Origin of the sequence: Bradyrhizobium sp. LB8.2 (genome assembly GCF_040548035.1) — a bacterium.
In the GTDB taxonomy this organism is placed as follows: Bacteria; Pseudomonadota; Alphaproteobacteria; order Rhizobiales; family Xanthobacteraceae; genus Bradyrhizobium.
Genome location: NZ_JBEPQV010000003.1, coordinates 180,597 through 197,532 on the forward strand (window position 1 = coordinate 180,597; position 16,936 = coordinate 197,532).

At 64.3% G+C, this 16,936-nt stretch carries 16 protein-coding genes and 1 pseudogene; 6 read left to right on the forward strand and 11 right to left on the reverse strand.

Features of this window, described 5'->3' with window-relative positions; all coding sequences use genetic code 11:
• Positions 1-8: 8 nt before the first annotated feature.
• Positions 9-1,043: an ABC transporter substrate-binding protein gene (locus ABIB06_RS05325; protein ID WP_247342899.1), complete on the reverse strand. Its 1,035-nt coding sequence runs from the start codon at positions 1,041-1,043 to the stop codon at positions 9-11.
• Between the two features lie 275 nt (positions 1,044-1,318).
• On the opposite strand from ABIB06_RS05325, the gene ABIB06_RS05330 reads away from it, so the two are divergent.
• Positions 1,319-2,236 (forward strand): LysR substrate-binding domain-containing protein, encoded by a 918-nt coding sequence (locus tag ABIB06_RS05330; RefSeq protein WP_354044845.1) that lies wholly within the window; start codon positions 1,319-1,321, stop codon positions 2,234-2,236.
• Here the strand turns inward: ABIB06_RS05330 and ABIB06_RS05335 are convergent.
• From ABIB06_RS05335 to ABIB06_RS05370, 8 genes and pseudogenes are all read right to left on the reverse strand, one after another.
• Positions 2,226-2,617: pseudogene (locus tag ABIB06_RS05335) on the reverse strand (amidohydrolase family protein); the annotation flags it as partial. The gene ABIB06_RS05330 and the pseudogene ABIB06_RS05335 overlap by 11 nt on opposite strands.
• A 145-nt stretch (positions 2,618-2,762) precedes the next feature.
• Positions 2,763-3,230 (reverse strand): nuclear transport factor 2 family protein, encoded by a 468-nt coding sequence (locus ABIB06_RS05340; RefSeq protein WP_354044843.1) that lies wholly within the window; start codon positions 3,228-3,230, stop codon positions 2,763-2,765.
• A 77-nt stretch (positions 3,231-3,307) separates the two neighbouring features.
• Positions 3,308-3,712 carry a tol-pal system-associated acyl-CoA thioesterase gene (gene ybgC / locus ABIB06_RS05345; protein ID WP_354045077.1) on the reverse strand — a complete coding sequence of 135 codons (405 nt, stop codon included), beginning with the start codon at positions 3,710-3,712 and terminating at the stop codon, positions 3,308-3,310.
• A gap of 110 nt (positions 3,713-3,822) precedes the next feature.
• On the reverse strand, positions 3,823-4,743 hold the full coding sequence (locus ABIB06_RS05350; protein ID WP_354044841.1) for a metallophosphoesterase: 921 nt from the start codon (positions 4,741-4,743) through the stop codon (positions 3,823-3,825).
• Between the two features lie 129 nt (positions 4,744-4,872).
• Positions 4,873-5,931 carry a Holliday junction branch migration DNA helicase RuvB gene (gene ruvB, locus ABIB06_RS05355; protein ID WP_247341745.1) on the reverse strand — a complete coding sequence of 353 codons (1,059 nt, stop codon included), beginning with the start codon at positions 5,929-5,931 and terminating at the stop codon, positions 4,873-4,875.
• Complete coding sequence (gene ruvA, locus ABIB06_RS05360) at positions 5,928-6,545, reverse strand: Holliday junction branch migration protein RuvA (RefSeq protein WP_354044839.1); 618 nt, start codon at positions 6,543-6,545, stop codon at positions 5,928-5,930. Before ruvA ends, ruvB begins: the two co-directional genes overlap by 4 nt.
• Positions 6,542-7,069, reverse strand: coding sequence for a crossover junction endodeoxyribonuclease RuvC (ruvC, locus tag ABIB06_RS05365; protein ID WP_247446351.1), 528 nt, complete (start codon positions 7,067-7,069; stop codon positions 6,542-6,544). The genes ruvA and ruvC overlap by 4 nt, the downstream gene beginning before the upstream one ends.
• A gap of 70 nt (positions 7,070-7,139) precedes the next feature.
• Positions 7,140-7,886, reverse strand: coding sequence for a YebC/PmpR family DNA-binding transcriptional regulator (locus ABIB06_RS05370; protein ID WP_247341753.1), 747 nt, complete (start codon positions 7,884-7,886; stop codon positions 7,140-7,142).
• 205 nt (positions 7,887-8,091) lie between these two features.
• On the opposite strand from ABIB06_RS05370, the gene ABIB06_RS05375 reads away from it, so the two are divergent.
• Complete coding sequence (locus ABIB06_RS05375) at positions 8,092-9,837, forward strand: methyl-accepting chemotaxis protein (RefSeq protein ID WP_354044836.1); 1,746 nt, start codon at positions 8,092-8,094, stop codon at positions 9,835-9,837.
• Positions 9,838-9,946: 109 nt separating this feature from the next.
• Positions 9,947-11,371 (forward strand): methyl-accepting chemotaxis protein, encoded by a 1,425-nt coding sequence (locus ABIB06_RS05380; protein ID WP_354044834.1) that lies wholly within the window; start codon positions 9,947-9,949, stop codon positions 11,369-11,371.
• 128 nt (positions 11,372-11,499) lie between these two features.
• Here ABIB06_RS05380 and ABIB06_RS05385 read toward each other — a convergent pair whose 3' ends face one another.
• Complete coding sequence (locus ABIB06_RS05385) at positions 11,500-11,658, reverse strand: hypothetical protein (protein ID WP_354044832.1); 159 nt, start codon at positions 11,656-11,658, stop codon at positions 11,500-11,502.
• 294 nt (positions 11,659-11,952) lie between these two features.
• Here ABIB06_RS05385 and ABIB06_RS05390 point away from each other — a divergent pair, with 294 nt between their 5' ends.
• Genes ABIB06_RS05390 through ABIB06_RS05400 form a run of 3 tightly spaced genes read left to right on the forward strand, consistent with a single transcriptional unit; the run spans position 11,953 to position 15,943 of the window.
• Positions 11,953-12,417, forward strand: a complete 465-nt coding sequence (locus ABIB06_RS05390) for a (2Fe-2S)-binding protein (protein ID WP_354044830.1) — start codon at positions 11,953-11,955, stop codon at positions 12,415-12,417.
• Between the two features lie 8 nt (positions 12,418-12,425).
• Positions 12,426-14,603: a xanthine dehydrogenase family protein molybdopterin-binding subunit gene (locus tag ABIB06_RS05395; protein ID WP_354068610.1), complete on the forward strand. Its 2,178-nt coding sequence runs from the start codon at positions 12,426-12,428 to the stop codon at positions 14,601-14,603.
• Positions 14,600-15,943: a c-type cytochrome gene (locus tag ABIB06_RS05400; RefSeq protein WP_354044826.1), complete on the forward strand. Its 1,344-nt coding sequence runs from the start codon at positions 14,600-14,602 to the stop codon at positions 15,941-15,943. The genes ABIB06_RS05395 and ABIB06_RS05400 overlap by 4 nt, the downstream gene beginning before the upstream one ends.
• An 80-nt stretch (positions 15,944-16,023) precedes the next feature.
• On the opposite strand, the gene ABIB06_RS05405 is transcribed toward ABIB06_RS05400, so the two are convergent.
• Entirely contained in the window at positions 16,024-16,923 is a 900-nt protein-coding gene (locus ABIB06_RS05405; protein WP_354044824.1) for a DUF5677 domain-containing protein, read from the reverse strand.
• Positions 16,924-16,936: the final 13 nt, after the last annotated feature.

Genomic DNA, 16,936 nt, shown 5'->3' on the forward strand with positions numbered 1-16,936 from the left:
ATGACCGATCAGCGCTCGACTTCGCGATTCCAGCGCTTGGTCCACTCCTCGCGCTTGTCGTTGATGACGGTCCAGTCCGGATTGTAGAGCTTTGCCGCACGCTCGCCGATCGGCGCCATCTTGCCGAGCTCCGGCGGGACCACCAGCGATTTCAGCACCGGGCCGTAGCCGTAGTCCTTCAGCAACACGAGCTGGATTTTTGGGTCGAGCAGCTTCTTGATGAAGCTCGAGGCGAGCGGCGAGACGTTCGGCTTGGTGATTGGACATGCCGTCGTCAGCAGCGTCGCAGCGCCCTCCTTCGGGTAGACGAAGTCGACGGGGAAGCCGGTATTGGCAAAGCTCTGCACGCGTCCCGTGCCCCACACCGCGATCACGGCCTGACCGGACTGAAACAGCTCGGTCATTTTGCCTGGCGACGGCTCATAGGCCAGCACGTTCGGATTGATCTGCTCCTTGAAGATCTTGAAGCCGGAATCGACATTGGACTCGCCGCCGCCGTTCATCTTCGACAGCATCACCAGCGCTTCGAGGCCATAGGTGTTGTTGATCGGCGGGATCACGAGCTGTTTTGCGTATTTCGTGTCCTTCAAATCGTTCCAGGAAGTCGGCGGCGCCCAGCCCTTCTCCGCAAACACCTTGGTGTTGTACATCAGGCCGGTGGCGACGATGCCGATCGCGACAGCGCGATCGTCCTTGAAGCGGGCGGTGTCGTAGAGATCGGCCGGCAGGCCATCAAGCTTGCCGCAGAAGCCGAGCTGGATCGCCTGGTACATCGGGCCGTCGTCGACGATGGCGACGTCGATCTGCTGGTTGCCCTTCTGCGCCTGAAGCTTTGCCAGCGTGTCGGTGGAGTTGCCAGCGACGTATTCGACCTTGACGCCGTTCTCCTTCTCGAAGGTCGGGATCACCTCGTCACGGATGGTCTTCTCGAACGAGCCGCCATAGCCGGCAACATAGAGCGTCTTTTGCTGGGCCGAGGCGACCGAGGGCGCGGCCATGAGAGCCGCGATGCCGACCGCTGTCAGAAGGCGAAAAGTCTTCATGTGGTCCGATCTCCATACCGGGATGAGGTGTGACGTGCCGACGAGTCTCGTGGGCTGAACCTGCCGCATTTCCTTCCGCGCGAATCCCGTATCCGACCAGGGCTCCGGTCCCTGCTCGGCGGGCTTTGGCGCGATCCGGAGGTCTAAACCCCTCCAATCTGCCGAAAAAGCGGGCTGTCTCCAGCTCTGATGAAAAAGATCGCAAACTCTGGCTTCCATCGTCCAATGAATAATGACACCGTCTGCATGCCAAAATGTTATGAATGGAATTCGGGATGGCGCGCATCAATTCGCGGCAGGTGGAGGCCTTCCGGGCGACGATGCTGACGGGCAGCGTGACAGAGGCGGCGGCGCTGATGACCGTGACGCAGCCGGCGGTCAGCCGGTTGCTGCGCGACCTTCAGGCGCTGCTGAAGATGGAGCTGTTCGAGCGGCGCGGCACCGGGCTCGTGCCGACCGCCGCAGCGATGGCGCTTTATACCGAGGTCGAGCGCTCCTTCGTCGGCCTCGAACGCATCACGGCGGCAGCCGAAGAAATCCGTGGCCGCCGCACCGGCTCGCTGCGGATCGCTGCACTTCCAGCGCTGTCGAATGGCTATCTGCCGCGGCTTGCCGGACATTTTTTGAAAGAGCGGCCGAACCTCAACCTCGCCTTCTTCGGTGTGATCTCGCCGATCGTGGTCGACTGGGTGCTGAACAATCAATGCGACATCGGCTTTGCCGAGGTGCCGATCGCCCATTCCGGCCTGCCGAGCCAGCGGCTACCGTCACTGGCGCGTGTCGCGGTGCTGCCGACCGGACACCGGCTTGCAGAAAAGGAAGTGCTGGAGCCGGGCGATTTCGAGGGCGAGACGTTCATCTCGCTATCGGCGGGATCGTCGAGCCGGCACCTCGTCGATCAGGTCTTCCACCGCAGCGACGTCCGCCGCGTGCTCAGGGTCGAGACCACACTGTCGGAGATCATGTGCGGCATGGTGTCATCAGGCCTCGGGGTCGCGATCTGCGATCCCTTTACCGCGCAGGAATTTTCAACCCGCGGCGTCATCGCGCGCCGCTTCCTGCCGCGCATCGACTTCGAGTTCTCAGCCGTTTTCCCCGCACAGCGCAGCCCCTCGCCGGTGGCACTGGATCTCGTCGAGACCATGCGCAAGTCGCTCGCCGAATTCGAGGACGAAGCGATGCTCAGCCGTTGAACGCGGCCTGGGCCTCGGGCAGGTCCCAGATCTTGCCGATCGCAGCGTTGCCGGCGGCCATGATCGCCGCCTCGTCGGCGCCGAGATAACGGCCGGCATCGATCAGCATGCGGCCGTCGACCATGACCTGATCGATATTGGCGCGGTTGGCGAGCGCGATCAGTGCGCGGCGCGGATCGAGCAGCGGCTGAAGATCCGGATGGCTCAGATCGACGACGGTGAGATCGGCGGTCGCCCCGGTTCGATGCGGCCTAGATCAGGCCGCTTGATGACGTCAGCGGCGACCGCCGTGTTCGCCTCGATCAGTTCGGGCGAGTTCGCGACATCGGCGCGCGCTGAGGTGATCTTGGCGATCAGCGAAGCCGCATTGAGTTCGCCGAGCGGTTTCTGGCGCGCAAGTCCATCCCCTCATCCTGAGCAGCGCGCCATTTGCGCGCGTCTCGAAGGATCGAGCCCGCGCTGCAGCAGCAGGGCCTGGGTGGTTCGAGACGCCGCTTCGCGGCTCCTCACCATGAGGGTTGAAATCTCAGAACGGATCGGTCCCTAACCCCGGCACATCCGCCGGCCTCGACCCCGGCGCCGGCCAGTGAAACCGCCGGTCCTTCTCCGCAATCTCGATGTCGTTGATCGAGGCCTCGCGCCGCCTCATCAAGCCGTGCTCGTCGAACTCCCACTGCTCGTTGCCGTAGGAGCGATACCACTGGCCGCCCGCGTCGTGCCATTCGTACTGGAAGCGCACCGCGATACGGTTGCCGTCGAAGCCCCAGAGGTCCTTGATCAGGCGGTACTCGTGCTCCTTCTCCCATTTGCGGGTGAGGAATGCGACGATGGCCTCGCGGCCCTGAAACACTTCCGAGCGATTGCGCCAGCGGCTGTCCTCGGTATAGGCGAGCGAGACGCGCACCGGGTCGCGCGAATTCCAGGCGTCCTCGGCCATGCGGGCCTTCTGCGCGGCGGTCTCACGGGTGAAGGGCGGAAGCGGCGGGCGCGACATGATGGCCTCATCGGTTGACGGGAGCGCAATCTACGCCTGCATGCCGCGGAGTCGAGAGGCCGTCCGCTACCGCCCGATCACGAAATCAGATCGGCCTTCATCATGGCGCGGATCGACTTCGGGATCGGCTGGGCGCGGCCGCCGCTGATGAAGGCGACGCGCACCTCGGCTTTCACCAGCACGTCCTCCGCGCGCCGCACCTCCTGCGCCAGCATGATCGAGGCGCCCTTCACCGCGACCGGCCAGGTCACGACGTCGAGTACGTCGTCCATGCGCGCGGGCTTGAGGAAATCCAGATGCATTGAGCGAACGACGAAGGCGAAGCCAGCATCCTCTGTCGCGGGCTGCTCGAACAATGCCTGTTGCTCGGCGCCCATCAGCCGCAGATGATTGGTCCGTCCGCGCTCCATGAAGCGCAAATAATTGGCGTGATAGACGATGCCGGAAAAATCCGTGTCCTCGTAGTAGACCCGGACCTGCATATGGTGGCGGCCGTCGCGGATCTCGCCGTCGAGATGAGCTGTCACGTCGCGAACCTCTTCTTTCAGATAGAGGCCGTTTTGCGCAAAAATGGCCGGACGCGCAAGCGCGGCTAGGACACAGCCGCCCCCGTCCGCCCCAGCGTCACTTCGACGATCTCAGGCGGCACGCCGACGCGGAGCGGCAGGATGCTGCAACCGAGGCCGCCGGAGATGATGACGTCGCATTTCAGCCGGACATGACCATAGGCGAGCCGGAGGCCGTGCTGCGGCGGAACGGCCGGCGACCAGCCGAGCAGACGGACCTGGCCGCCATGGGTGTGGCCAGACAGTTGCAACGCGACGCGGGCGGGCACGCGCGGCGCGATGTTGGGCTCATGCGCGAGCAGGATGATCGGCGCGTCGTCGGTGACCTTGGCAAGCGTCGCGGCGAGATCGTCGGCGCCGAAGTGTCCCGTGCTCCGGAAGCGTCGCGCCGGCAGAAAGGCGAGCTGATCGCCCAGCCCCGCGAGCCAGAACGTGCGGCCGTCCTTGGTGAGCCGCACCGCGTCGTTTTCGTAGACGGGGATACCGGCCGCCTCCAGCGCGCGATGCGCCACCGTCAGGCCATGGCCGGCTTGCTGCACGGTTCTGTCGGCCCAATAGTCATGATTGCCCATGACGGCATGGACGCCGAGCGGCGCTTTCAGGCCGGCCAGCACCTTGGCCCATTCCTTCGCCGGAATGATGCGCGTGACCTGGTGCAGACCGGCGACATAGTCGCCGAGCAGCACGATAATATCCGCGTTCAGGGCGTTGGTGCGATCGACGATGGCCTCGATCCGCTCCAGCGACATCCAGGGATCGCAGGCATGGATGTCGGCGATCACGGCGATCTTCAGCGGGAAATCCGCCGGCCATTGCCGCGGGGCCGGATGATAGCGGGTGACGCTCAGTCGCACCACCGGTTCGACGGCAAAGCCATAGGCAGCGGTCGAGAGGCCGAGGGCGGACAGACCACCGATGGAACGGATGAGGCGACGACGCGTGATCATGGAAGCCCGATCGTGATGCAGCTTCTTGATGCGATCCGATTGGAGCGAAAATGGGGTGCGTTTGTGCAGACCCTCTGCACGAGATTACCGGAAATTCATGATGGCCCGAGCACTCAGCACTTGCGCAGGTCAGTCGTCGCTTTCATCGGTGCCGAACAGGCCGAACTGTGCCGCCGCATCGCGCGAGGGCTCGCTGATGCCGAGATGGCGGAAGGCGTGCGAAGTGAGCAGGCGGCCGCGCGGGGTGCGCTGCAGATAGCCGCACTGGATCAGATAGGGCTCGATGATGTCTTCGATCGCATCGCGCGGCTCGGACAGAGCGGCTGCCATCGTCTCCACGCCGACCGGGCCGCCGCCATAGTTCTGCGCGATGGTCGTGAGGTAGCGGCGGTCCATGGCGTCGAGGCCCGCGGCGTCGACCTCGAGCGCGCTCAGCGCGTGGTCGGCAATCTTGCGATCGATCCTGTCGGCATCGGCCGCCGAGGCGAAATCGCGTACGCGGCGCAACAGCCGGCCGGCGATGCGCGGCGTGCCGCGGGCGCGGCGCGCGATCTCGTTGGCGCCATCCGCGCTCATGCCGACCTTGAGCACGCGCGCACCACGGGTGACGATGCTCTCGAGCTCTTCGATCGTGTAGAAATTCAACCGGATCGGAATGCCGAAGCGATCGCGCAAGGGATTGGTGAGCAGGCCGGCACGCGTGGTGGCGCCGACAAGGGTGAATTTCGACAGTTCGATCTTCACCGAGCGCGCCGCCGGGCCCTCGCCGATAATGAGGTCGAGCTGAAAGTCCTCCATCGCGGGATAGAGCACTTCTTCCACCGCCGGGCTCAGGCGATGAATCTCGTCGATGAAGAGCACATCGCGCTCTTCGAGATTGGTGAGGAGTGCTGCGAGATCGCCGGCCTTGGCGATCACCGGGCCCGACGTCGCGCGAAAGCCGACGCCGAGCTCCTTGGCCACGATCTGTGCCAGCGTGGTCTTGCCGAGGCCGGGTGGGCCGACGAACAGCACATGATCCAGCGCCTCGCCGCGCTTGCGTGCCGCCTCGATGAAGATCGAGAGGTTCTTGCGCGCCTGCTGCTGGCCGACGAAGTCGGACAGCGATTGCGGGCGCAGCGCGGTATCGCCGACATCATCGCTGCGGCGCTCGGGCGTGACCATGCGGTTGGCCTTCGGGTCGCTCACTTCGACAGCTCCTTCAGGCCTAGCCGGATGAGCTGCGCGGTCTCGGCGCTCTCGCCGGCGCTGCGCGATGCCGATGCAATCGCCGCCGCCGCCTGCGGCTGGCCGTAGCCGAGATTGACCAGCGCGGAGATCGCATCCGCGACGGGCCGCGGCGCGCGCTGGTCGTCAACGGCACCGGCAAGATGCACCACGGCCGGGTCAATAGTTGCGAAGGCCGGCGCCTTGTCCTTCAGTTCGGTGACGATGCGCTCGGCGACCTTGGGGCCGACGCCGGGCGTGCGCGCCACCGCGGTCTTGTCGCGCAACGCGATCGCGTTGGCGAGGTCGGAAGGCTGCAGCGTGCCGAGCACGGCGAGCGCGACCTTGGCGCCGACGCCCTGCACGGTCTGGAGCAGGCGAAACCATTCGCGCTCGTGGTCGCTGCGGAAGCCGAACAGTTTGATCTGGTCCTCGCGGACATAGGTCTCGATCGACAGCACGGCGGCCTCGCCCGGCGACGGCAGATGCTGCAGCGTGCGCGAGGAGCAATGCACCTGATAACCGACACCGCCGACGTCGAGAATGACGAAATCCTCGCCGTAGGAATCGATCAGGCCCTTGAGCTTGCCGATCATAACCCCACCACCTTCAGCCTGAGCGCCGTGCTCGTGCGATGATGGGCGTGGGTGATGGCGATGGCGAGCGCGTCGGCGGCGTCCGCGGACGGCGGATCGGACTTGGGCAGCAAGATCTTGAGCATCATCGCGATCTGGTGCTTGTCGGCATGGCCGGCGCCGACCACCGTCTTTTTCACCTGGTTCGGCGCGTATTCGGCAACGCTGATGCCGAATATTGCGGGCGCCAGCATGGCAACGCCGCGGGCCTGACCAAGCTTCAGTGTCGCAGCGCCGTCCTTGTTGATGAAAGTCTGTTCGACCGCCGCTTCCATCGGCTTGTGAACGGACAAGACCGCCGCGAGCCCTTCATGGATCGCGAGCAACCGGCTCGCGAGCGGCAAATCGTCCGGCGGTTCCACCGAGCCGCAGGCGACGTAGATCAGGCGGTTGCCCTCAGCCTCGATCACGCCCCAGCCGGTGCGGCGCAGGCCGGGGTCGATGCCGATGATGCGAACGGGGACGCGAATCGGGAGCGCAGTCATAGGCCAGTGATAGCGGCTGGCTGCCGTGGGGGAAACAGAAACAGAACGGAAGTAACAGGGGAAGTGGGCCCTACCCGCCCATCTTCGCCAGCAGCGCGTCCGACACCTCGAAATTGGCGTAGACGTGCTGGACGTCGTCATGCTCGTTGAGCAAATCCATCAGCTTGATCAGCTTCTCGCCAGTCTCGTCGTCCACCGCGATCGTGTTCTGCGGCTTCCAGATCAGCGCCGCCTTGCGCGGCTCGCCGAACTTGGCTTCGAGCGCCTTGGCGACGTCGCGATAGCCTTCAGTCGAGGCGTAAATCTCGTGGCCGCCTTCGCTCGATATCACGTCGTCGGCGCCGGCTTCGATGGCGGCGTCCAGCACCGCATCGTCGGAGGCGACGCTGCGGTCGTATTCGATGATGCCGGTGCGGTCGAACATGAAGGAGACCGAGCCGGTTTCGCCGAGATTGCCGCCGGACTTGGTGAAGAAGGAGCGGATGTCGGAAGCCGCACGGTTGCGGTTGTCGGTCAGCGCCTCGACGACGACGGCGACGCCGCCGGGGCCGTAACCCTCGTAGCGGATCTCATCATAATGCTCGCCGTCATTGCCGAGCGCCTTCTTGACGGCGCGCTCGATATTGTCCTTCGGCATGTTCTCCTGGCGCGCCGCGATGATGGCCGCACGCAGGCGCGGATTCATGTTGGGGTCTGGCGTCCCGAGCTTGGCCGCGACGGTGATTTCCCGCGCCAGCTTGCCGAACAGTTTCGACTTCTGGGCATCCTGCCGCCCCTTGCGGTGCATGATGTTCTTGAATTGGGAATGTCCGGCCATGCGTGATCTTCTCTAGGGAATCGTGCGCCAAGATGAGCGTGGGAAGCGCGGCGTTATAGGCCGCCACCCCACTGGAATGAAAGAGGCTCTACGACTTTAAGGTAATAGCGTAGTGGCCCCTGCCTAGATGTCAGGCATCGTTAACCCTGATTTCATTCCAGCCTGCGAAAATAGCGTCCGACCGTTCCCCGACAAGAGAGACCTGATGGTGTTCGGACTATTTCGGAAGCGTCTGCCGGACATGGCTGCGCCTGCGGCAACCCCGCAGGCTGCGCAGCCGGTCAATTCCGAGCCCGCTCCGGCCGTTGAGGGCGATTCCGCCAAGGAAATCCTGGAACTGTTGGAACTCGAGCTGGGAGCGATGATTCGCCAGCTCGAGCGCGCCGCCAATTCGGTGGCCGGCGGCGCCGAGGCGACCGCCACGACGCTTGCCGCCATCCGCGACCGCACCGACGCCCTGACAGGCCGGACCAATGCCGCGCAATCGAACGCCTCGACCTTCGCCCATGCCGCCGACAAGTTCACCCAGTCCGCGCACGGAATCGGCGCGCAGGTTCGCGAAGCCGGCAAGCTTGCCGACGAGGCCAGCGCCGCGGCTCAGGAAGCCCGCGCCAATGTCGATCGCTTGCGCGAGTCCTCGGCCGCCATCGGCAACGTGGTCAATCTGATCGCACAGATCGCGCGGCAGACGACGCTGCTCGCCCTCAACTCGACCATCGAGGCTGCGCGTGCGGGTGATGCGGGAAAAGGCTTTGCGGTCGTCGCCACCGAGGTCAAGGCACTCGCGGTGCAGACCCAGGGTGCCACGGAGGAGATCACCAGGAAGATCGACGCGCTGCAGCGCGACGCCGCCGGCTCCGCGGATGCGGTGCACCGCATCTCGCAGGCGATCGAGGCGATCCGCCCGGTATTCGAGACCGTCAACGGCGCGGTCGCCGAACAGAACGCCACCACCAGCGAAGTCTCCGGCAACGCGACAAGTGCGTCGGAGTTCATCGTCTCGGTCGGCGAAAGCGCGGCCGAGATCGATGCTGCGACCAAGGCGGCCGAGACCCACGGCGAGAACGTCGCCAGCGCCGGCAAGGCCGTGACCGCCTTCGCACAGAAACTGAAATCGCGTTGCGCCGTGCTGCTCCGCCAGAGCGAGCATGACGACCGCCGCAAGACCGAGCGGCTGCCCTGCCATCTCAAGCTCGAAACCGCTCGCGGGGTGCTGCCGGTCTACGAGCTATCGATGGACGGCGTGCTGATTGGCGGCGCGGACGCGGGCCGCCTTGCACCGCAAGCAATGATTGAAGGCACCCTCGAAGACGTCGGGGCTTGCCGCCTGCGCGTGGTCGAGCAATCCAAGGCCGGCGCCCGCGCGCAATTCGTTGCTCCCAACGCCGCGCTCAACGAAAAGATCGAGGACCGGCTCTGGTCGATCCACGAAGAAAACACGGAGTTCGTCACCCGCGCCATGGAGGCGGGTAACGCGCTGACCGCAATCTTCGAGCAGGCGGTTGCACGCGGCGATGTCGGGATCGACGACCTCTTCGACACCGATTATGCCGAAATCGCCGGGACCGATCCGCAGCAATACCGCACCAGATATCTGGACTGGGCCGACCGCGCGTTGCCGCCGTTCCAGGAAGCGTTTCTGGCGAAGGATCCGCGCCTGGCGTTCTGCGCCATGGTCGATCGCAACGGTTTCCTGCCGGTGCACAACAAAATCTATTCGCATCTGCAGCGACCGGGCGATGTCGCCTGGAACACCGCCAACAGCCGCAACCGGCGGATCTTCAACGATCCGGCGGGGTTGGCCGCCGCGCACAACCTGCGCTCGTATCTGGTCCAGAGCTATGCGCGCGACATGGGCAATGGGAATACCGTGATGATGCGCGAGATCGACGTCCCGATTCGCGTGCAGGGCCGGCACTGGGGCGGATTCAGGACGGCCTACAAGCTCTAGTGCGCGCTCAGGCAAGACATCAAAGCGCGAATCACCTCTTAAGATCGAAATTGGAATGGGAATGCCGCGGAGAGCCGGCGAACGGCTCTGACTGGAGGACTCTCAAGACATGTCCGTCGTACAATTTGCAGTACTGGACACCGGCTCCAACCGAACGCTTGCCGAACGGCTGATCGATCAGCTCGCCGACCGCATCGGCGGCCTCGGCGTGGAACTCGCCGACATTGCCGGCAACGTCCAGGAAGTCGCACACCGCGTCGCGAACCAGTCGGAACGATTCCATCACCTCCAGGAAACCGCCGAGACGATGGTGTCGGCCAACCACGACATCGCCAATGCGTCACAGGCGGTGCAAACGACCACGTCAGCGGCGGTCGGCGAGATTGCGCAGTCGCGCAATGCCGTCGACACTGCGGTCAACCACATTTCCGAGCTCGTCGCAGCCGTCGAACGCATCGAGGCGCGGCTCAGCGCGGTCGGCTCCGCGCTGGCACAAGTCGCAAAGGTGTCCGGCTCGATCGAGGCGATCGCGAAGCAGACCAATCTGCTCGCGCTCAACGCCACCATCGAGGCCGCACGTGCCGGCAATGCCGGCCGCGGCTTCGCGGTGGTCGCAAGCGAGGTGAAGAACCTCGCGGAAGCCACCCGCCAGGCCACGCACCAGATCTCCGAGACCGTGCGCGATCTGGACGGCCAGATCGAAGGCCTGATCGGGGAGAGCAGCGACGCCTCGCAGCGCGCAAAGACTGCCGGCGAAGGCGCCCAGCAGATCTCCGGCATCATCTCGCGGGTCCAGCAGGGCTTCGCCTCCGTGGAAGCGGAAATCGGCAGCGTCACGCGCGCCGCGACCTCCAATCTCGGACACTGCGACACCGTCATCAGCGAGCTCAACGAGCTTGCCAAGGGCGTTGACCTGTCCTCGCGCGATCTCAAGAACGCCGATCAGCGCGTGACCAAACTGCTCGACACGTCCGAAGGCCTGATCGCACTGATCGCCGACAGCGGCGTGGAGACATCGGATGCGCCGCTGATCCGCGTCGTCGTCGAGACCGCAAAGCGGATCTCGGATGAATTCGAAGCCGCAATCGGCCGCGGCGAGATGACGCTCGATCGGTTCATGGACGAGAACTACCGGGAAATCTCCGGCACCGATCCCAAGCAGTACAATACCAGCTATGTCGAGTTCACCGACCGCCTGCTGCCCGCGATCCAGGACCCGATCCAGAAATCCGATTCCCGGATCGTGTTCTGCGTCGCCTGGGCCAAGGGCGGCTATCTGCCGACGCACAACCCGAACTACCGCCTGCCGCAGGGCAAGGACCCGGTCTGGAATAACGCCAATTGCCGCAACCGCCGCCTGTTCACCGATCGCGCGGTGCAGAAGGTCGCGGCCAACACCAAGCCGTTCCTGCTGCAGACCTATCGCCGCGACATGGGCGGCGGGCAGTTCGTGCTGATGAAGGATCTGTCCTCACCGATCATGATCCGCGGCAAGCACTGGGGCGCCTTCCGGATGGGCTTTCGGCAGAGCTGACGGTCGTCGCGACGCGCCTGCCGCGACGGCGCTCTGGCGTCCCTGAATCGAAAACCTCGAAAACAACCCGATGCACAGTAGCCGGGGCAAGCGGAATCAATGGCTTAAGCGTCTGACGAAACCGTGGGTTAGGCGCCCGCCTGGTGAAGTCGTTGCGCCGTCGGGCAAAACAGGCGCACGATGGCATCATCGCGGATGTTGGCTATCGCATCGTTGATCCGGCGGCTGGCCGTTGCGATCGATCGCGTCAGAACTGCACCGTGCTCGCCGTCGATCGACTTCCACAATCGCACGACTTTCGTCATCGCATGATTTTGCGCATTTGCACGATCATCTGCGGCGATCGATGACGCACGCGACGAAAACGCGTCAGAAAATGACGCTTATCATATCAATTAGCCCAAAATCACTGCAGCGATCGCCGCACAAATTCGTGAACGTCATGGCCTGACGCGCTCGTTGCGCAAATATGCATTGCCGGAAATGTCGACGCTTCATCGTTTCGCATCGATATGATTATTGTCGCGCGCAAATTCGCTGACTAGATCGCCGTAAGCGATCGAGCGAGCAAGGGGATGCATATGGCAACTGTTCTCACCATCAACGGCGAAACGAAATCGTTCGACGCGCCACCTGAAATGCCGCTGCTGTGGGTGCTGCGCGACGTCCTCGGAATGACCGGCACCAAGTTCGGCTGCGGCATCGCGCAGTGCGGCGCCTGCACCGTGCACGTCGACGGCAAGGCAGTGCGCTCCTGCGTATTGTCGGTCAGCGCGGTCGCGAACCGCGCCATCACCACGATCGAGCATGTCGGAAGCACGCCAGCGGGCGCAAAGGTGCAGAAGACCTGGCTCGATACCGAAGTGATCCAGTGCGGTTACTGCCAGTCCGGCCAGATCATGGCGGCCGCGGCGCTGCTGGCGGCAACGCCAAACCCCGACGACTCCGACATCGACGCCGCGATGGCCGGCAATATCTGTCGCTGCGGCACCTATGTGCGCATCCGCGAGGCCATCAAGCAGGCCGCCTCCGGCCGGCAGTCGTGAGGTCCGCCATGATGATAGACAAGACACTTCCCGCCGTTTCCCGCCGCTCGCTGCTAACTGGCGGTCTCGCCACCGGTTTCCTGCTCTCCTTCCATCTGCCGCTGCGCGCCGCCGTCAACGAGCCGGTGCAGCCGGTTGACACGACCGACGGCAAGTTCGCACCGAACGCCTTCATCCGCATCGACGAGACCGGCCGCACGATCCTGATCATGCCGCAGGTCGAGATGGGCCAGGGCACCTACACCTCGATCTCGGCGGTGCTCGCCGAAGAGCTCGACGCCGACTGGAGCAAGGTCGAGGTCCAGCACGCGCCGCCGAACGACAAGCTCTACGGCAATCCGGCTTTCGGCCTGCAGGCGACCGGCAACTCCAACTCGATCCGTGCCTGGTGGACGCCGCTGCGCAAGGCCGGCGCTACCGCGCGCGCGATGCTGGTGCAGGCCGCGGCCAGCCAATGGGGTGTCGAGCCCGCAAGCTGCTCGGCCGCGAAGGGCGAGGTCGCGCATGCCGCGAGCGGCCGCAAGCTCGGCTATGGCGCGGTGGCGCTCGCCGCGCAGCGCCAGACGCCGCCGAAGGATGTCGCGGTCAAGAACCCCAAGGACTTTGTTATCATCGGCCAGCCCCTGAAGCGGCTCGACACACCTGACAAGGTCAACGGCAAGGCCGTCTACGGCATCGACGCGATCCTGCCCGGCATGAAGTTCGCAACCGTCGCTGCCTGCCCGGTGTTCGGCGGCAAGGTCGGCAAGGTCGACGACAGCGCCGCGGTCAAACTCCCCGGCGTGCGCAAGGTCGTCGTGCTCGACGACATGGTCGCCGTGATCGGCGATCATATGTGGGCGGCGAAGAAGGGCCTCGAAGCGCTCCAGATCGAGTGGAACGAGGGCCCGAACGCCAAAATCACGACCAAGGACATCTGGGAGGATCTGCGCAAGGCCAGCGAGAAGGACGGTGCGGTCGCGAAGTCCGACGGCGATATCGTCAAAGCGCTCGCGAGCGGCGACAAGTTCGAGGCGGCCTACGAGTTGCCGTTCCTGGCGCACGCCTCGATGGAGCCGATCAACGCCACCGTCCACGTCAAGTCGGACTCTTGCGAGATATGGACCGGCACGCAGATCATGACGCGCGTGCAGTCCGAAGCGGCGAAGGCCGCGGGCCTTCCCATTGACAAGGTGATCGTCAACAATCATCTGCTCGGCGGCGGCTTCGGCCGCAAGCTCGAGCCGGACATGGTGATCGCGGCGGTCAAGATCGCCAAGCAGGTCGACTACCCGGTGAAGGTGGTGTGGACCCGCGAGGAGGACATCCAGCACGACGTCTACCGCCCGGTCTATCGCGACCAGATCACGGCATCGCTGGTCGACGGCAAGGTCGCGGCCTGGAAGTACAAGGTCGCGGGCTCCTCGGTAATGGCACGCTGGTTTCCGCCGGCGTTCCAGAAGGGGGTCGACATAGACGCCGTCGACGCGGCGATCGATACGCCGTACGACTTCGCCAACTTCCATGTTGAATATGTCCGCGCCGAACCGCTGTCGGTGCCGACTGGTTTCTGGCGCGGCGTCGGCCCGAACAACAACGTGTTCGCGGTCGAATGCGCGATGGATGAGCTCGCGCGCAAGGCCGGCAAGGATCCGATTGAATTCCGAAGGTCCATGCTGACCAAGAACCCGCGCATGCTTGCGGTACTCAACCACGTCGCTGAAAAATCGGGCTGGGGGCAACCACTGCCACCGCGCGTCGGCCGCGGCGTTTGCGTGCAGCCGTCGTTCGCAAGCTTCATTGCGACCGTGGTGGAAGCGGAGATCGACGATATCGGCGAGATCGTGCTCCGCCGCATCACCTCGGTGGTCGACACCGGCATCGCGGTCAATCCCGACACGGTGAAAGCGCAGATCGAGGGCGGCCTGGTGTTCGGCCTCACCGCCGCGCTCTATGGCGAGATCACCATCGAGAAAGGCCGCGTGCAGCAGTCGAACTTCCACGACTACCGCATGATGCGCATCAACGAGACACCGAAGATCGAGGTCATCGTGGTCAAGAGCGGCGAGGCGCCCGGGGGCATTGGTGAGGCCGGCGTCAATGCCGGCCCGCCGGCGCTGCGCAACGCCATTTATGCGGCAACCGGCATCGCGCTGCGGCGCCTGCCGATCGACCGGAAACTGCTGGCTGCGGGGAAAAAGGCATGAGCGGCAAGATGCGTATCCTCACGAGCCTGGTCGTGATCGCCATTGTCGTGGTGGCGCTCGGCGTCTGGATCATCCGCGGGCCCGGCCCGCTCGACTTCGCCGGCGGCCCCAAGGTGGCGCTGGCGGACTACCGTGCCGGCAAGCCGACCGGCGTGCCGGCGAGGCTGGAGAAGGCCAGCCTGGTCGAGCGCGGCGAATATCTCGCGAAGGCGGCCGACTGCATGGTCTGCCACTCCAAGCCCGGCGAGAAGGACTATTCCGGCGGGCTCGGCTTCAAGCTGCCGTTCGGCACCCTCTATTCCACCAACATCACGCCGGACAAGGACACCGGCATCGGCAATTACAGCGACCAGGATTTTCTCAACGCGGTCCAGCGCGGCAAGCGCCATGACGGCGCCCGGCTCTATCCGGCGATGCCGTACACGTCCTACACCACCATGACCGACGAGGACGTACTGGCGGTGAAGGCGTATCTGTTCAGCCTGCCGGCGGTGCGCGCGAAGCCGCCGGAGAACACGCTTTCGTTCCCGTTCAACCAGCGCTGGGCCATGATCTTCTGGTCAGCCGTGTTCAATCCGGACACGCGCTTTGCGCCCGACACCTCCAAGAGCCCGGAGTGGAACAGGGGTGCGTATCTCGCGGAGGCGCTCGCGCATTGCGGTGAGTGCCACACCCCGCGCAATCTCGGCTTCGCGCTGGACAACCGCAAGAAGTTTGCAGGCGCGATCACGGCCGGTTGGCGCGCCTTCAACATCTCCTCGGACAAGGCCACCGGCCTCGGCAATTGGCGTGATGAGGATTTGATCTCCTATCTTTCCGTAGGCCATGCGCCGGGTCACGGCTCGGCGTCGGGGCCGATGGGTGAAGCGGTCGACCACAGCTTTAGCCAGTTCGCCCCCGAAGACATCCACGCCGTTGTTGCTTACTTGCGTAGCGTGCCGCCGGTGCCCTCGCCCGACCTGCCCGCAACCACGGCGCCCGTCGCGCCCGCCTCGCACAAGGACGGTGTCACGGCGGACGCGCGCGGCAAGCAAATGTTCGCCAGCGCCTGCGCCAGTTGCCACGGCTGGAGCGGCGAGAGCCCGGTCTCGCCGATGGCAACGCTGACCGGCACCTGGGCCGTCAACGACCCCGCCGCCACCAACGTCGCGCAGATCGTGCTGTCAGGCACCAAGCGCCACACGCCGGACGGGGCGCTGTCGATGCCGCCGTTCGGCAATGCGTATAGCGACGACGAGATTGCGGCCGTTGCGAACTATGTCACGGCACGGTTCGGGACCAAGGGATCGAAGCTTACGGCGAAGGACGTCGCGGAGTTGCGGGAGCAGACGGCGGAGTAAATCTCTTGCTGCGAACGCTATGCCCCTTCAGCGCGTCGGTGTACAGAAGGTATAAGAAGCAGATTTTTTGCTCATGCGCGTTAGATCGCGGGCCACGCCTTTGCTGATAGATAGGATTCGTGGGCTTGGTCCACCGACTCGATGCGTACGCCGAGGTCGGCCAATTGTTGGCGCAACTGATCGAATGTAGCCTCACCTCCAATAAAGATCAGATACTCTGCTACTGCGGAGAGGGCGAGATGTCCGAGCGCGAAGAGTGGTTGTGGGCGCGGCCGACCCCAGTCGAGGTTCGGTGTGAACGCGCCGGCTTCATCCGTTTCCAAGTGGAAATGATACAGGTCGTGCCAAGAGCCGTGAACATTGTGGGACATGCCTCCGAAGACGGCCAGATATGGCTGCTCCAGTCCGACAGCCGCCGCCTTCTGGCGTAGATCTTTGCCGCCCCAAGGTGTTCGATCCTTAAGGTCAACGCTGTCGAGCATGACACCAGCAATCCGCGATGCCCGATCAATAGAATTCAGCATGCGCTGCTCGATGTGAAGGACGTCTCCGCCGCGCTCTCGGACGTTGGCTTGGATTGTGTCGTGCAGCCTGCGCTCGTGCTTCAGCGAATGACGGACGAGGGAATTAACGAGTTCTGGGGAGAAGTTCGCGATCAGGTAGCGGACATTGACGATGGTCTCGAACGCTAATCGGCTCAGGATCGTTCCGGTCTCCATCTTCTTCTCTACGATCTGGTCGAGGAAGGCAGAGAGCAACTTGGAGAGCCGCACCATGTTGCCACCAACCGCAGCCTGATCGCGTGTCCATACAGGCGCCGATCCGAGAACACATGCCGCCACGCTGACGTAGGATGTCACTTCTCGCAATAGCTCAGACGCGAGAACCGTGAAGTCCCATTCGCGTGTAAAGGCGGCAATTGCGACCGGATCTACGGTCACCCGCTCGACGGCTGGTAACGGCCCTTTTGATGCAGTCATAAGTCTAGGTCCG

Coding starts and splice junctions, on each gene's coding strand:
- ABIB06_RS05390 (WP_354044830.1), top strand. CDS start 11,953: ATGGCAACTGTTCTCACCATCAACGGCGAAACGAAATCGTTCGACGCG.
- ABIB06_RS05395 (WP_354068610.1), top strand. CDS start 12,426: ATGATGATAGACAAGACACTTCCCGCCGTTTCCCGCCGCTCGCTGCTA.
- ABIB06_RS05375 (WP_354044836.1), top strand. CDS start 8,092: ATGGTGTTCGGACTATTTCGGAAGCGTCTGCCGGACATGGCTGCGCCT.
- ruvC (WP_247446351.1), bottom strand. CDS start 7,069: ATGACTGCGCTCCCGATTCGCGTCCCCGTTCGCATCATCGGCATCGAC.
- ABIB06_RS05400 (WP_354044826.1), top strand. CDS start 14,600: ATGAGCGGCAAGATGCGTATCCTCACGAGCCTGGTCGTGATCGCCATT.
- ABIB06_RS05340 (WP_354044843.1), bottom strand. CDS start 3,230: ATGTCGCGCCCGCCGCTTCCGCCCTTCACCCGTGAGACCGCCGCGCAG.
- ABIB06_RS05350 (WP_354044841.1), bottom strand. CDS start 4,743: ATGATCACGCGTCGTCGCCTCATCCGTTCCATCGGTGGTCTGTCCGCC.
- ruvA (WP_354044839.1), bottom strand. CDS start 6,545: ATGATCGGCAAGCTCAAGGGCCTGATCGATTCCTACGGCGAGGATTTC.
- ABIB06_RS05330 (WP_354044845.1), top strand. CDS start 1,319: ATGGCGCGCATCAATTCGCGGCAGGTGGAGGCCTTCCGGGCGACGATG.
- ybgC (WP_354045077.1), bottom strand. CDS start 3,712: ATGCAGGTCCGGGTCTACTACGAGGACACGGATTTTTCCGGCATCGTC.
- ABIB06_RS05405 (WP_354044824.1), bottom strand. CDS start 16,923: ATGACTGCATCAAAAGGGCCGTTACCAGCCGTCGAGCGGGTGACCGTA.
- ABIB06_RS05325 (WP_247342899.1), bottom strand. CDS start 1,043: ATGAAGACTTTTCGCCTTCTGACAGCGGTCGGCATCGCGGCTCTCATG.
- ABIB06_RS05380 (WP_354044834.1), top strand. CDS start 9,947: ATGTCCGTCGTACAATTTGCAGTACTGGACACCGGCTCCAACCGAACG.
- ABIB06_RS05370 (WP_247341753.1), bottom strand. CDS start 7,886: ATGGCCGGACATTCCCAATTCAAGAACATCATGCACCGCAAGGGGCGG.